General features: G+C 59.2%; 15 protein-coding genes and 1 riboswitch. Of the genes, 5 read left to right on the forward strand and 10 right to left on the reverse strand.

What is annotated here, in order from left to right:
• The first annotated feature begins 163 nt into the window (after positions 1–163).
• Complete coding sequence (locus AC2FIR_RS04365; RefSeq protein ID WP_170677677.1) at positions 164–1,606, forward strand: Do family serine endopeptidase; 1,443 nt, start codon at positions 164–166, stop codon at positions 1,604–1,606.
• 223 nt (positions 1,607–1,829) lie between these two features.
• On the opposite strand, the gene AC2FIR_RS04370 is transcribed toward AC2FIR_RS04365, so the two are convergent.
• The 5 genes from AC2FIR_RS04370 to AC2FIR_RS04390 form a co-directional block, all read right to left on the reverse strand.
• The gene (locus AC2FIR_RS04370) at positions 1,830–2,498 is read right to left on the reverse strand and encodes a Crp/Fnr family transcriptional regulator (protein ID WP_480907185.1); all 669 of its coding nucleotides are present in this window, start codon (positions 2,496–2,498) and stop codon (positions 1,830–1,832) included.
• A 159-nt stretch (positions 2,499–2,657) separates the two neighbouring features.
• Entirely contained in the window at positions 2,658–3,263 is a 606-nt protein-coding gene (locus tag AC2FIR_RS04375) for an inner membrane-spanning protein YciB (protein WP_496744512.1), read from the reverse strand.
• A 16-nt stretch (positions 3,264–3,279) separates the two neighbouring features.
• Entirely contained in the window at positions 3,280–4,182 is a 903-nt protein-coding gene (locus AC2FIR_RS04380; protein WP_170616500.1) for an EamA family transporter, read from the reverse strand.
• An 89-nt stretch (positions 4,183–4,271) separates the two neighbouring features.
• Positions 4,272–5,450, reverse strand: a complete 1,179-nt coding sequence (ftsY, locus tag AC2FIR_RS04385) for a signal recognition particle-docking protein FtsY (RefSeq protein ID WP_170806109.1) — start codon at positions 5,448–5,450, stop codon at positions 4,272–4,274.
• 58 nt (positions 5,451–5,508) lie between these two features.
• A complete protein-coding gene (locus tag AC2FIR_RS04390; RefSeq protein WP_496744515.1) occupies positions 5,509–6,147 on the reverse strand; it encodes a lysoplasmalogenase family protein in 639 nt (212 codons plus the stop codon).
• Between the two features lie 142 nt (positions 6,148–6,289).
• On the opposite strand from AC2FIR_RS04390, the gene AC2FIR_RS04395 reads away from it, so the two are divergent.
• A complete protein-coding gene (locus AC2FIR_RS04395; RefSeq protein WP_480489670.1) occupies positions 6,290–6,685 on the forward strand; it encodes a hypothetical protein in 396 nt (131 codons plus the stop codon).
• Between the two features lie 8 nt (positions 6,686–6,693).
• Here AC2FIR_RS04395 and AC2FIR_RS04400 read toward each other — a convergent pair whose 3' ends face one another.
• The gene (locus AC2FIR_RS04400) at positions 6,694–7,335 is read right to left on the reverse strand and encodes a glutathione S-transferase family protein (RefSeq protein ID WP_496744517.1); all 642 of its coding nucleotides are present in this window, start codon (positions 7,333–7,335) and stop codon (positions 6,694–6,696) included.
• 3 nt (positions 7,336–7,338) lie between these two features.
• Positions 7,339–8,823, reverse strand: a complete 1,485-nt coding sequence (gene xseA / locus AC2FIR_RS04405) for an exodeoxyribonuclease VII large subunit (protein WP_496744519.1) — start codon at positions 8,821–8,823, stop codon at positions 7,339–7,341.
• 75 nt (positions 8,824–8,898) lie between these two features.
• Between xseA and purD the strand changes: the two genes are divergently transcribed.
• The gene (gene purD / locus AC2FIR_RS04410) at positions 8,899–10,161 is read left to right on the forward strand and encodes a phosphoribosylamine--glycine ligase (RefSeq protein WP_496744521.1); all 1,263 of its coding nucleotides are present in this window, start codon (positions 8,899–8,901) and stop codon (positions 10,159–10,161) included.
• A gap of 117 nt (positions 10,162–10,278) precedes the next feature.
• Here purD and AC2FIR_RS04415 read toward each other — a convergent pair whose 3' ends face one another.
• Together AC2FIR_RS04415 and AC2FIR_RS04420 are read right to left on the reverse strand one after the other, a co-directional pair.
• Positions 10,279–11,001, reverse strand: coding sequence for an FG-GAP repeat domain-containing protein (locus AC2FIR_RS04415; protein ID WP_496744523.1), 723 nt, complete (start codon positions 10,999–11,001; stop codon positions 10,279–10,281).
• Positions 11,001–11,324, reverse strand: a complete 324-nt coding sequence (locus AC2FIR_RS04420) for a 2Fe-2S iron-sulfur cluster-binding protein (RefSeq protein ID WP_039534845.1) — start codon at positions 11,322–11,324, stop codon at positions 11,001–11,003. The genes AC2FIR_RS04415 and AC2FIR_RS04420 overlap by 1 nt, the downstream gene beginning before the upstream one ends.
• A gap of 127 nt (positions 11,325–11,451) precedes the next feature.
• On the opposite strand from AC2FIR_RS04420, the gene AC2FIR_RS04425 reads away from it, so the two are divergent.
• Both AC2FIR_RS04425 and AC2FIR_RS04430 read left to right on the forward strand, forming a co-directional pair.
• On the forward strand, positions 11,452–11,823 hold the full coding sequence (locus tag AC2FIR_RS04425; RefSeq protein ID WP_170806116.1) for an OB-fold nucleic acid binding domain-containing protein: 372 nt from the start codon (positions 11,452–11,454) through the stop codon (positions 11,821–11,823).
• 234 nt (positions 11,824–12,057) lie between these two features.
• Complete coding sequence (locus AC2FIR_RS04430; RefSeq protein WP_496744525.1) at positions 12,058–12,549, forward strand: hypothetical protein; 492 nt, start codon at positions 12,058–12,060, stop codon at positions 12,547–12,549.
• A gap of 70 nt (positions 12,550–12,619) precedes the next feature.
• Here the strand turns inward: AC2FIR_RS04430 and AC2FIR_RS04435 are convergent, their stop codons facing one another.
• Positions 12,620–13,318, reverse strand: coding sequence for a glutathione S-transferase N-terminal domain-containing protein (locus AC2FIR_RS04435; protein WP_496744527.1), 699 nt, complete (start codon positions 13,316–13,318; stop codon positions 12,620–12,622).
• Positions 13,319–13,436: 118 nt separating this feature from the next.
• Positions 13,437–13,514: riboswitch (SAM riboswitch) on the forward strand.
• Positions 13,515–13,563: the final 49 nt, after the last annotated feature.

Raw genomic sequence — 13,563 nt, forward strand, 5'->3', positions numbered from 1 at the left:
CGGTGATTTCCACGCGATCCTGAGTTGCGGGACAGGTCAAACTGACTACATTAGTCCGTAAGAAGGGCCGCGCGAGAGTGGCCACCTGAATAATTCGACAAGGAGACCCCAGGTGCAGGCAAAAGCACGCAGTATTTCCCTCGGGCGTGAAGACGCGGTTTTTATGGTGCGGTGGATGTGGTTGGCCTTTGCCGCAATGGTGTTGGTTCTGGCCCAGACCGTTGCCGTTCAGGCCCGGGGCGAAAGCCTTGCGCCGCTGGCAGAAAAGATCAGCCCCGCGGTTGTCAACATCACGACCAGCACGCTGATCGAGGGACAGACCGGTCCGCGCGGGATCGTGCCCGAAGGGTCACCGTTCGAAGACTTCTTTCGCGAGTTTCAGGACCGTAACGGTGACGGCGATGAGAACCTCCCACGCCGCAGCAATGCGCTGGGTTCCGGGTTTGTGATTTCCGAAGACGGGTTCATTGTAACCAACAACCACGTCATCGCCGAAGCGGACGAAATCCTTGTCGAATTCTTTCCCGGTGACGGGCAACCCGTAAAGGAGTTGCCGGCCAAGGTGATCGGCACGGACGAAAAGACCGACATCGCACTGCTTAAGGTCGAAGCGACCGGTCCGCTCAAATATGTAAAGTTTGGTGACAGCGACACGGCGCGCGTTGGTGACTGGGTGATTGCCATGGGCAATCCGCTGGGGCAGGGATTCTCGGTCTCGGCCGGTATCGTATCGGCGCGCAACCGCGCGCTCAGCGGCTCTTACGACGACTACATTCAGACTGATGCAGCTATTAACCGGGGCAACTCGGGTGGGCCGCTGTTCAATATGGATGGTCAGGTCATTGGTGTGAACACCGCGATCCTGTCACCCAATGGCGGGTCCATCGGTATTGGCTTTTCCATGGCCTCGAATGTGGTGGTCAAGGTTGTCGATCAACTGCGCGAATTCGGCGAGACACGTCGCGGTTGGCTGGGTGTGCGCATTCAGGACGTGACCGAAGACATGGCCGAAGCCATGGGGCTGGAGAAGCCCGGTGGCGCCCTGATCAGCGACGTGCCCGAGGGGCCGGCAAAAGAAGCCGGGCTGAAGGCGGGTGACGTGATCCTGAGTTTTGATGGCGTCGAAGTGGAAGACACGCGCGGGTTGGTGCGTCAGGTGGGGGAAACAACGGTCGGCAAGTCCGTTCGCGTCGTTGTCCATCGCGACGGCGGTACACAGACCGTACTGGTCACTCTGGGTCGTCGCGAGGATGCTGAACGGGTGGAAAACGGAGATGAGCCCGCGCAAACGGACGATGAGGACGAAAACTCCGAGATCCTGGGGCTGACTATTTCCCCGCTGACCGACAAGCTGCGGGAAGACCTTGGTCTGGACGCCGAAGCCGACGGGTTGGTCGTCAGCGAAGTTGATGAGGCGTCTGAAGCCTATGCCAAGGGATTGCGGGCCGGTGATCTGATTACCGAGGCCGGTCAGCAAAAAGTGACATCCGTCAGTGACCTCGAAACACGGATGGAAGAAGCACGAGAGGCCGGGCGCAAGTCCCTGCTGCTGTTGGTGCGCCGCGGAGGTGAACCCCGGTTCGTCGCACTCAGCCTTGGTGAGTGACCCAAGGCGCAAAAAGGTAATCGGGCCGGAGTGTAAACTCCGGCCCTTTTTTATCTGAAATTGCTGATGGAAAAGGTGAGCCATACGCCTGAGAAGGACGTATGGCTCTGGTACAGGGAGAGGTCAGTGGACAGATATCGGGGATGATTCTCTGACCTCCTACGGTAACAGTTATTAATTTAGTGTTAACGTCGCCGCATGTATGTGAAGCAGGTCACAGGCGTCAGATCAGGTCGGATTCGGCCAGTTCCTGCAATGCATCGAAGTCCTGGATCAGCAACCCACCCCGTGACGCCTGAACGATATTGTCACGTTTCCAGGTGGATATGGTCTTGGACACCGCTTCGCGCGTGGCGCCCACGAATTCGGCAAGTTCGCTTTGCGACAGGGTTATCCTGTCTGCCGGATTGTCCTGAAGCTCCGAAAGGTGAAGCAGTTTGCGGGCCAGCCGGATCGGCATCGGCAGAAAGACCTGCTCGTTCAGCTGCGAGCCCATCCAGCGCATGCGCAGACCTGCCAGACGGATCATGTCCTCGGCCAGATCGGGGTGCTGTCGTATTTGACGCAGCACATCGTTGCGCAGCACGCGCAGGACACGCGAGGGTTCGGCAGCGGAAATGGTGGCGGTACGCGGGCCGTTATCAAACAGGGCGATTTCGCCGAAGATCTCACCCGGACGCATCAGCGTCAGCGTGAGCTTTCGGCCGCTCATCGCCAAAAAGGACACTTCGAGTGTGCCTTCCAGAATGGCATAGAGCGCGTTGCCCTCGTCACCCTGTTCGAAAAGGGTATCTCCGTCGTTCAGTGAAATTTCGGTAGCCTGCGCGGTAAGCATGGCTTTCAGGCGGTCAGATGCTTCGGCAAGAAAGCCGCTGTTTGGGAAGGCCGTCATAAGTGTACGGGGCTCCGGATGGGGGTGGTGAGTGGTTACCCCATTCTTCACAGCTTTGGCGCTTAGCCAAGCTGTTTGTGGGTAATTGCCGGATTTCAGACAGAATACTTGGCGCCAATGCGGGCATGTTCACGGTTTTGTGATGTCCGCTGTCGGAACCTATTGATGATCCGGGTCGTCCATATAGCTTTGCAGCAGGTTGAATTGCAGCATCAGAAAGACCATCAGGGCAATCGGAAACCCGAAGGTTTCGATTTTGACCCAGAGATCGGTCGACAAGGTTCGCCAGACAACTTCGTTGGCGATTGCCAAAAGGGCGAAGCAGCCACAGAGGCGACGTGTCAAAATCATCCAGCCCTGATGGCGCATGGGCAGCATCTCGTCCAGCACATAGGCGAGATAGGATTTCCCCTGCAAAAGACCGATGCCCAGGATGACCGAGAAGAAGCCGTAGACCAGCGTGGTTTTCATCTTGAAAAACCGCTCATCATTGAACCAGGCCGTCAGACCGCCGAAAAAGATCACCATGAAGGCCGTGAAGATCTGCATCCGGCTGAGTTTTCCGGTCAGAAACCACAATATGCCCATGGCACCCAGCATCAGCGGTACAAAGATGATCGTCGCTATGATGAAGCCGGAATATTCGATGCCGCCGATCAGGAAACTGTCGTCACGCAGGCGCAGATAGATGAAGAAGAAGGCCAGAGGCGGGCCCAGTTCCAGCACCTGTTTCAGAAACGGGTTGATTTCTTTGTTACCTGTCATGATTCTGTCCTGCTGCTTACCCGCCCATTTCAACTATTACTGCACCCAATGCAATCAAGGCCATCAGGGCAATACGCCGGGGGCCGACGGTCTCTTTCAGCACCAGCCATCCGATCAGGGCCGCGAACACGGTCGAGGTTTCGCGAAGCACCGCGGCCTCGCCCACTTTGTCCAGCCGTGTGGCGAGCATGATGGCCCCGAAGGACAATGGGGCGATGATACCGCCCGCGAGCCCGCGCAGCATCAGTGGGCCAATCGCAGGGCGATGGATCATGGCCCGCCATCTGAGGAAGGCATAAATCGGCATTGCCGCCCCGTCGATCATGAAAAACCAGGCCAGGAATGTGAACGGATCGGCGGTCGCACGAATGCCATAGGCGTCATAGGTTGTATAAAGCGCTACGAACAGCCCGGTTACGACGGCCAGAAACAAGGCGATACCCAGCGTTTCGCGGTTCGTCTCGAGATAGCGCAGGTTGTATCCGGCCAATCCGAAGATACCGGCCAGTAACACCGCGACGCCGAACCACTGCGTGGTCGAAAATGTCTCGCCGAACAGCAGGTAGGCACCAATAACGGTGAACAGGGGGCCGGTGCCGCGCACCACCGGGTAGACCACGGTGTAGGAGCCTTTGGTGTAGGCCAGCGCCTGCAAGGTCTTGTAGGCGATGTGGATCAGCCAGACGACTGCGAAGATGGGCCACATATAAGGTTCGGGCCAGGGCACGACGAAAAAGGCAAAGGGCGCGGCCATCAGGCAGTAGCAGATGTCAATCGCGCCACGTGACAGCCAGGGGTCGTGACGCCCTTTCTGCAATGCTCCGAAGACCGCGTGCAGGAATGCCGCCATAAGCGCCAGTCCCAGCGCAAGTTGGTGGCCCGCTTCGGTGCCTTCGAGGGAAATCAGCCAGTCGCTCAACTTTCGGCCTTTTGCTGGGTGGAAAGGGTTGGGGGGCTGTCTGCCCCCCACACCCCCCGAGGATATTTTCAGCCAGATGAAGGGGCGGATCAGCCCTTGTCGAGGCCAGTGAGGGCGGCGGCGAATTCTTCCGGGTCGAATGGGGCCAGGTCGTCGATCTGTTCGCCGACACCAATGGCGTGGATGGGCAGACCGAACTTGTCAGCGAGCGCCACAAGAACACCACCCTTGGCCGTGCCGTCCAGCTTGGTCATCACAAGGCCGGAGACATCGGCCAGTTTACGGAAGGTTTCAACCTGGCTTAGCGCGTTCTGGCCGGTGGTGGCGTCGAGGACCAGAAGGGTGTTGTGCGGGGCGGTGTCATCGACCTTGCGGATGACGCGGACGATCTTGGCCAGTTCCTCCATCAGGTCGGCACGGTTTTGCAGGCGGCCTGCTGTATCGATCATCAGAAGGTCCGCCCCTTCATTCTGCGCACGGGTCAGGGCGTCGAAAGCCAGCGAAGCCGGGTCCGAGCCTTCGGGCGCGGTCAGGACGGGCACGCCAGCGCGGTCGCCCCAGACCTGAAGCTGTTCGACCGCGGCGGCGCGGAAGGTGTCGCCTGCGGCGATGACCACTTTCTTACCTGCGGACTTGAACTGGCTTGCCAGCTTGCCGATGGTTGTGGTTTTGCCGGATCCGTTGACGCCAACAACCAGAACCACCTGTGGGCGCTTGGGGTAGATGGGCAGCGGCTTTGCAACAGGTTCCATCACACGGGTGACTTCCTGCGCCAGAAGTTGCTTGATCTCCTGGGTCGACAATTTGCGGCCAAAACGACCTTCGGCCATGTTGGCGGTGACACGCAGTGCGGTATCCACCCCCATGTCCGAGGCGATCAGCAACTCTTCAAGCTGTTCAAGCATGTCATCGTCAAGCGTGCGTCGTACCACGACCTGAGTGTCGCCCCGATTGAACAGCCGTCCCAGAACACCCTTGCGCTGCGCCGGGGTTGCTTCGGGCGGCGGCGGAGCCGGCGTAGGGTCCGCCGGAGAAGGTGTTTCGACCGGTTGCGGGGCGGGGGCCGGTTCAGGGGCGGGGACCGGTTCGGGGGTCGGGGCCGGTTCGGGAACCTCGGGGACGGGCTGAGGCTCAGGCTCTGGTTCGGGGATGACCGGATCGGGGGCGGTCGTTTCTTCGCCGCCATCTTCGACAATCGCATCAAGCCCCTGTTCCAGCCGGGACGAGGATTTGAACAGCCGATCCTTGAGCTTTGAGAAAAACGCCATCTTTGGTCTCCGCAGGTGTTCTCTTCACCTAATGCGGATTTGCGGCAGTTGCAAAGGGTCAGAGAAACGCAAGCAGCAATGCAGCTTGTGCGCCCCAGTAAAGCGGCCAGACCAGATATGGGGTCAGGGCCATTGCGGGATGCCGGGGCGGAAGCAGGAACTTTTCTGTGGCCAGGATCAGGTCGGATGCGATGAAGGCCAGCGCTCCGGGAAGGGCCCAGCGTAATGCTCCGGTCTCGGGCAGGCTCAGAACCGTGATCCCCATGCCCAGAATGATCGGGATATAGCAAAGCACCGGGATTTTCAGATCACCAGTTCGTGGTGCCAGAAGTGTCGCCGCGACAATGCCCGGCAGAACCAGCGACCAGACCAATCCCGGCCGGTCCAGGATCAGCGCCGGATCGCTGCTGGCGTGGGTCAGAAACAGGGCAATATAAGCCAGATGCCCGGCGGCAAAAGCACCGACCCCGGCGATGAAAGTCGCCTCGGTCTCTTGCGACAGCAAAGCATCCCCGACGGCACACAACACCAGGGCCAGGATCAGCAGGGAAGGGGCGCCGGCAACCGCTGCGATCAGCGCCAGGATGGCAACCGATCCGGTCTTGAATGCCGTTCGCACTAGGCTGGCCGGTTTTGGAGACATCGGAAGGTAGGCGACTGCAAACAATGCGGCGATCCAGAACAGCGTTGTTGTCATCCCTTACTCTCCTGCCAGTGTCGGCTGTTGGTTCTGATGCAGTGTCAGCCTGATGTGCCGGGCAACTCAACCGGTAACGTCAAGGAAACCGGTCGCAGAATGCTGGTTGGCGTCGGATTGCGGCATCTGACAATATGAAACCATGTTGAGGCATTTGGTGATTCTTCTGATTGCGTCCGCGCAGGCCGCAACCGCGCAGACTGCGCTATCGGCTGCAGAGTTCGACGAATACACACGCGGCAAGACCCTGTTTTATGGGTTCCAGGGGCAGGTATATGGGGTGGAACGCTATCTGCCCGGGCGCAGGGTCATCTGGTCGTTTCTGGATGGCGATTGCAAGGAAGGTGTCTGGTACGAGCAAAATCAACAGATATGTTTCGTCTATGAAGACCGACCGGATCCTCAATGCTGGTTGTTCACCAGATCGGGTGGAAGGCTGATTGCGCAGTTCGAGGGCGACCCTCAGGAGACTGAACTGTACGAGGCTGATGACCGTGGCGAAGAAATGGTGTGCTATGGCCCGGAAATCGGAGTTTGAGACTTTGATTAACGCGCACGCAGGCTTTCGTAGTTAATCATGACGTGATCGCGATAGGCCGGTCTGGCCGACAGGGTTTCATAGTATCGCCGTAGGTGCCTGAACGGTGCGCGCGGGATGTCGATGTCAAAATACCTGTACAAAATGTGGCCCAACTGGATGTCGGCCAGCGTGAAACTGGTCCCTGCGATATAAGCGCTATGCGACAATTGTTGGTTGGCAATGGCCAGCTTGTCTTCCAGCACATGCAGGGCAGCGGTGATCGCTGTTTCATCCCGGACGGAGGGCGCCGTTCTAACGACTCGCCAGAAGACCGGCACGGTAAAATTCATGGCGACGTTCAGCTTGGCCCATTCCGCCCATCTATCGACCGTTGCACGTCGCACCGGGTCGTCGGGCCAGAAACTGTCATCAGCATAGCGTGCAGCGAGGTATCGAAGGATCGCGCCCGTTTTCCAAATTGTTGTGTCGTCGTTGTCCTGTACCACCGGAATTGTCCGGTTTGGGTTGAGGGCCGCGAAGGCATCGCTGTCCAGCCCGCCAAATTCATGTCCGACGTCATGGCGGCGAAACGGCAGGCCCAGTTCGCCGACACACCACATCAGCGCCTGAACGTTGGATGATGTTTTGCGACCCCAGATTGTCAGCATGAGTCAGAAAAGCGATCCCTGATCCGGGGCGTCGGGTTTGGTTTTTTTGGAGGCAGGTTTGGCCGATCCGCCGGTTGTCAGACGACCATCAGAAAATTCGATCTCAAGAACAGGATGCCCGGCTGCCTGCGACTTGGTGGTGACAACCGCACCTTCTGCGCGAACCACAGCGTACCCTCGTTCCAGCGTCGCTTTGTAACTGAGCGTTTCGCGCAGCCGGTCGGTCGCGTCCAATTGTTGACGCAGCCTGTCCAGCCGGGATTTGTGCGCTGTATTCAGACGCTCTGACAATCGGTTCAGGTTTTCGGTGCGGTTTTTCAGTTCCTGTCTGATCGGACGCAGAGACAGGCGTGAAGTCAGGTTGCGCCATCGGTCGCGGCGGGTTTCGACAATCCCGCGAAGGGTTGACGGGCGCAAATGTGCGGATGTGTCCAGCAATTTGACGCGCCGGTTCTGAACACCGCGGATCAGGGCGTTGGGCAGGCGGTCCGAGACCTGATCCAGGCGTTGCCTTGGCGTGTCGAGCAGGCTGTCAGCCCTTGGCAGCGCGCGTGACAAATCCCTTAAGCGCTGCGAACGGCGTTGCACGGCATCCGTTGCCGCCCGCGACAAACGCGCGCCTTGTTCGCCGGTCCAGGCCAACAATTCCAGCCGCACAGGTACCGCCAATTCGGCGGCGGCGGTGGGCGTAGGGGCCCGACGATCCGAGACGAAGTCGATCAGGGTCGTGTCCGTTTCATGCCCCACGGCTGAAATCAGTGGAATCGCGGATGCAGCGGCAGCCCGCGCGACGATTTCTTCGTTAAATCCCCAAAGGTCTTCGATCGAGCCGCCACCGCGCGCAACAATGATCAGATCAGGGCGTGGCAAAGCGCCGCCGGGCGTCAGCCGATTGAACCCTTCGATTGCCCGCGCGACCTCGGGCGCGCAGTTGGCGCCCTGAACTGCAACCGGCCAGATCAGTACCTTTCGCGGGAACCGGTCGCGCAGCCGGTGCAGGATGTCGCGGATCACCGCGCCGGAAGGAGAGGTCACAACGCCGATGATCTGGGGCAGGTAAGGCAGGTGAGTCTTGCGTTCGGGCGCAAACAGGCCTTCCGACTCAAGCTGTTTCTTGCGTTTTTCCAGCAACGCCATCAGCGCGCCTTGTCCGGCAACCGCAACTTCGTCGACGTTCAGATTGTATTTTGATTGCGCGCCAAAGGCGGTCAGCCGTCCGGTGACGACAACTTCAAGACCTTCTTCGGGCACAACGGAGAGGCCGGAAACCTGACCTTTCCAGGTTGTGCAAGCCAGGACGTTCCGGTCATCCTTTATGTCATAGTACAAATGCCCCGAACGTGCTTTGAAGACGCGACCGACCTCGCCGCGCACACGGATTCGGCCAAACGCTCCTTCGAGGGTCCGTTTCACTTCGCCCGAGATGTCCGAAACGGTGTATTCAGGGGTATTCTGGCCGGGAATTGGGTCGTCTAGCAGGTCGGACATTTCAGCGCCTTGTTTCAAATGCTCACCCAGCTTAGAACGCCGCGCAGGCAAGGCCAAGCAGATCGGAGAGCATTCATGAACATCCTTATTCTCGGCAGCGGCGGGCGTGAGCACAGTCTGGCCTGGGCGGTGCTGCAGAACCCCAAATGCGACCGTCTGATCGTGGCACCCGGAAATGCCGGGATCGAGCAGATCGCCGATTGCGCGGCGCTGGATATCGAAAACGGTGGCGCGGTTGTCAGCTTTGCCGAAGAAAACGCGATAGATTTCGTGATCGTTGGGCCCGAAGCCCCTTTGGCGGCAGGTGTTGCCGACCGGTTGCGGGAAGCGGGGGTTCTGGTATTTGGACCGTCGGCCGGTGCCGCACAACTTGAGGCGTCAAAGAGCTTTACCAAGGAAATTTGCGATGCCGCGGGTGCCCCGACAGCGGCTTATGCCCGGTTCGCCGAGGCCGGTCCAGCCAAGGACTACATCCGGACCCAGGGTGCGCCCATTGTCGTCAAGGCGGATGGTCTGGCTGCGGGCAAGGGCGTGATCGTGGCAATGGACGAGGACACCGCGCTGGCGGCCATCGACGACATGTTCGGCGGCGCTTTTGGCGGTGCCGGAGCCGAGGTCGTGATTGAAGAGTTCATGGAGGGCGAAGAGGCCTCGCTTTTCGTGCTTTGTGACGGTGAAGATATCCTGTCCATTGGCACTGCGCAGGACCACAAAAGGGTTGGAGAGGGCGATACTGGGCTGAACACCGGCGGCATGGGCGCATACTCTCCCGCACCGGTTTTGAACGCCGAAGTCGAAGCGCGTGCGATGGAAGAGATTGTGCGCCCGACCATGGCCGAGATGAAGCGTCGCGGGATGCCGTTTCAGGGCGTGCTTTATGCCGGGTTGATGATCCGGGATGGGCAGCCGAGGTTGGTCGAATACAATGTTCGTTTCGGCGATCCGGAATGCCAGGTTCTGATGATGCGACTTGGCGCGCAGGCGATGGACCTGATGCACGCAGCCGCCGAGGGGCGTTTGCGCGATACACAAGTGAATTGGGCAGATGATCATGCGATAACGGTTGTCCTGGCTGCAGAGGGATATCCGGGGACCTATGAAAAAGGTTCGGTGATCCGGGGGTTGGATGACCTGCCGGAAGACAGCAAGAACATGGTGTTCCATGCCGGAACCAAGTCTTTTGAAGGGCGGATTGCGGCGTCGGGCGGGCGGGTTCTGAATGTCACGACACGTGGCGGGTCGTTGCAGGACGCGCGTGACAGGGCTTATGCGATGATTGATGCGATAGACTGGCCGGAGGGTTTCTGTCGGCGGGATATCGGCTGGCGGGCACTGTAAGCTCTGGCAGAGGTCTCGTGGCGGGCTGCGCCCGTCACGGGTTCTTGATCAGGGGGCTTTGCCCCCTCGGCCTGCGGCCTCACCCCCAGGATATTTTTGGCCAGATGAAGGGGCGGATCAGCAGTTAAGGGCTTGGGAAATGCTGTCGCGGCCCCGGAACGGTCCCAGATCTGTTGATTGCCAGCCCTTGTCATACGTGACGCTGACAATACGAGACCAGTTGCCGTCGGCCAGTATCAGCGAGGGAGTGTCCCCGCAGAAGCGCAGGCCGCCAGAGATGAAATCTTCGCCGATGCGATGGTTCGTCAGATTGGGAATTGTTGCGATCTCGGTCAGTTGGTTGTTCTCGAAACGCCAGATCCGTAGCGTTTTCGCAAGATGAGGGCGATCGACATAGGCGATTTCGACATGGCCGTCGTTGTCCAGGTCCGCAGCGCCGACCGGTGCGAGCCAGCGGAAACGGGTGCCGATGTAGGGCGTGGCCGCGATCAGGCCGCCGCCGTTGTAGATTGCAAGCCGGGCACCCTTGTCGCGATGGCTTTCGACGACAAGGGCTTCGCGACGGCCGTCGTTGTCAACGTCGACCAGGCGCGGCCGGATGTCTTCGAAAACACGTTCTTCTGGCAGCCGTATAGTATACTGCGTCGATCCGGGTGCGTATTGCAGGACCAGCGCGCCGTATTCAATCTGATCACCCAGAACACCATGGGGGTATCGCGCCGTGGGTTCGGAGTATTCGGCCGAGCCCAGTGGTTCATATTGCCACGGTTGCTGCGATTGTGCCGTGACCGGACATACACCGAGTGCGATTGCGACGGCGACGACCGGTCTGGCTGGCATCAGATCTGTTTTTCCGGCATCTGCACGACCAGACCGTCCAGAGCATCCGTGACCTTGATCTGGCAGGTCAGTCGCGAGCGGGCCGGATCGGGTTCATAGGCAAAGTCCAGCATGTCTTCTTCCATGTCGTCCTTGGCCGGGATTTTCTCGACCCAGTCGGGGTGAATGTAGACATGGCAGGTCGAGCAGGCGCAGGCGCCGCCGCAATCGGCCTCGATGCCGGGAATGTTGTTGTCACGGGCCCCTTCCATGACGGTCAGTCCGTTGGCGACCTCGACAGTGTGTTCGGTACCGCCATGCTCGACATAGGTGATCTTTGCCATTGCGTGCGTCTTCCTTTTGCGATGTTCGAAACCTTCCTTAGTCAAGGCATTTAGCTCTTTCCAGCCTCATTTGCGACTCGGCGTGCCGCGACTGGACTTTCTTGTCATTTGTTCTATTTTTGTTCTCATGCTTGTTGTCCCTGTTCGCCCCACAGATCAAAACAGCGATTGGCCGCGCCCGCCCGCGTGCCTGCCCGCCTGCCAACTGAACGCCCCGCCCGAAGGTGCACGCGTGACGGTGGCGGGGCTGGTGATCTTGCGGCAGAGACCGGGGACGGCCAAGGGGGTGATATTCGTCACGCTTGAGGATGAGACCGGCATCGTCAACGTGGTGGTCTGGCGCAAGATCTACGAACAATTCCGCCGCGCGGTGATCTCGGGGCGGTTGTTGAGGGTAACGGGCCGGATGCAGCGGGCGCATTCGGTGACCCATGTGATCGCGGAAGAGATCGAGGATATCTCGGGGATGCTGGATGTGCTGGTGCGGGGGGAGGGATAGGTCTGCCATACGGACAAAGTGGACGCTTGCCGGTTGCAAGACTTGCGGTCCGGCGCTGATGGATACGTGCATTATGATCCATATGTGAGTATGAGGCGCTTTTCCGCCGCTTTGACGCCGGTTGGTCGACTCTCCGATGCCGGAAGGGTACTTGCAAGCATCTTTGCGCGTCGGCCTTTGTCAGAGCCTGGGCTTGACCGCGCACCACTCAACGTCTTCTCGAAGTCAGTCCGGATGCCCAACGTAACAAAAAATGGATCGCTCAAAAAAAATGTCCGACCGGATGAGAGCCAGATCCACGATCGTCTTGTCGAACTTTCAGAGTTCACGCGATCAAAAGGATATGTACACACCGCCAGAATGATCGAGGAGGCACTGAATGCATATTCCTTCGAACGCAGGCACCTTGGGATTGCAACAACGTACCTCTCAGAATTGCAGCAGCAGAAGGGCGTTGAGTTGTCACGGTCGGAGGAAGAAACAGATCGGAAACAGCATTCGGTTCCAAACTTCCGCTCTGCGCGGTCGAAAAAACCGATTGGCGTGCATCTCAAAAAGACAGAGCGTTCCGTCGGCCCAGCTCAAACAACAGAGACAGGGCATGCGGCTTTTGTCCTGACCGCCCGGATGCGTACGGACGGCAGCAATGCTGCGCAAATGCACAAGGGTCTCCGGAAAAACAAGCTGATGCCTTTGCCGGCGGAGCCTGAATTCCTGTTTCGCTAGCGGTCTTTGGTATGGCCAAGGCAAAAACAGAAGATGATCATTGAGAACCCAAAACGACTTCCGAAAACCATCACCGCTTGAATAGCACCCCTTGCGACTGCTTGTCCCGGTGATCCCCGCGCAAATCGGCATGCAGCGCGCGCCCGGCCTGCACGCCGGGGCGGGCGCTGACGGTTTCCAGCCAGCGCGCAAAATGGGGCTTGTCCTCAAGCACTTGCTGCTGACCTTCCCACAGGCTGGCCCAGCCCCAGATCGACATGTCGGCGATGGAATAGAAGTCGCCCGCGACGTACTCGTTTTCGGCTAGCCGTCGATCCAGCACGCCATACAGACGTCCAACCTCTGCCCGGTAGCGGTCCTTGGGATAGGGGTGGTCCTGCGGCGGATCCATGTTCGGGGCGTATTTCAGGAAGTGGTGCGCCTGACCGGCCATGGGGCCGACGCCGCCCATTTGCCACATCAGCCATTCTTCGACGGCAATGCGATCACGCTCGGTTTCGCCATAGAACCGGCCCGTCTTGCGGGCCAGATACATCAGGATCGCGCCGCTTTCGAAGACCGAAACCGGGGCGCCGCCCGGGCCGTCGGGGTCGACAATTGCGGGCATGCGGTTGTTCGGCGAAATCTTCAGAAATTCGGGGTCGAACTGATCACCCTTGCCGATATTGATCAGATGGGTTGTGTAGGGCAGGCCCATCTCTTCCAGGGCAATGGAAACCTTCCAGCCATTCGGCGTTGGCCAGAAATACAGATCGATTGGGTTGGTCATGGCTCCTCCGTGTATCGGCGATCATGCGGCTTTCTGCCGGTTCGGCAAGAGGCGGTTACGAAAGCGTGACAGAACCAAGCGCAGCCTTGACGAATAGCGGCACGAGGCGTATGGCAGCAAAGAGCTACGTGGCGATTTGTTACCGGATTGCGGGCCACGCTAAACAACACCGCTAAAAGGTCAGGATGAAAGACCCCTTTCGCTTGGCCGCGTCTGGGGTTTTTTGTTTGCCTCCCGCGCCGGGG

This window comes from Ruegeria sp. CDSB136, from assembly GCF_059610965.1.

Excerpts from the sequence above, each read along its gene's own strand:
- xseA (WP_496744519.1), bottom strand. The coding sequence starts at position 8,823 with ATGTCCGACCTGCTAGACGACCCAATTCCCGGCCAGAATACCCCTGAA.
- AC2FIR_RS04375 (WP_496744512.1), bottom strand. The coding sequence starts at position 3,263 with ATGACAGGTAACAAAGAAATCAACCCGTTTCTGAAACAGGTGCTGGAA.
- AC2FIR_RS04425 (WP_170806116.1), top strand. The coding sequence starts at position 11,452 with ATGCTTGTTGTCCCTGTTCGCCCCACAGATCAAAACAGCGATTGGCCG.
- AC2FIR_RS04415 (WP_496744523.1), bottom strand. The coding sequence starts at position 11,001 with ATGCCAGCCAGACCGGTCGTCGCCGTCGCAATCGCACTCGGTGTATGT.
- AC2FIR_RS04435 (WP_496744527.1), bottom strand. The coding sequence starts at position 13,318 with ATGACCAACCCAATCGATCTGTATTTCTGGCCAACGCCGAATGGCTGG.
- AC2FIR_RS04420 (WP_039534845.1), bottom strand. The coding sequence starts at position 11,324 with ATGGCAAAGATCACCTATGTCGAGCATGGCGGTACCGAACACACTGTC.
- AC2FIR_RS04400 (WP_496744517.1), bottom strand. The coding sequence starts at position 7,335 with ATGCTGACAATCTGGGGTCGCAAAACATCATCCAACGTTCAGGCGCTG.
- ftsY (WP_170806109.1), bottom strand. The coding sequence starts at position 5,450 with ATGGCGTTTTTCTCAAAGCTCAAGGATCGGCTGTTCAAATCCTCGTCC.
- AC2FIR_RS04395 (WP_480489670.1), top strand. The coding sequence starts at position 6,290 with ATGTTGAGGCATTTGGTGATTCTTCTGATTGCGTCCGCGCAGGCCGCA.
- AC2FIR_RS04365 (WP_170677677.1), top strand. The coding sequence starts at position 164 with ATGGTGCGGTGGATGTGGTTGGCCTTTGCCGCAATGGTGTTGGTTCTG.
- purD (WP_496744521.1), top strand. The coding sequence starts at position 8,899 with ATGAACATCCTTATTCTCGGCAGCGGCGGGCGTGAGCACAGTCTGGCC.
- AC2FIR_RS04390 (WP_496744515.1), bottom strand. The coding sequence starts at position 6,147 with ATGACAACAACGCTGTTCTGGATCGCCGCATTGTTTGCAGTCGCCTAC.
- AC2FIR_RS04370 (WP_480907185.1), bottom strand. The coding sequence starts at position 2,498 with ATGACGGCCTTCCCAAACAGCGGCTTTCTTGCCGAAGCATCTGACCGC.
- AC2FIR_RS04430 (WP_496744525.1), top strand. The coding sequence starts at position 12,058 with ATGCCCAACGTAACAAAAAATGGATCGCTCAAAAAAAATGTCCGACCG.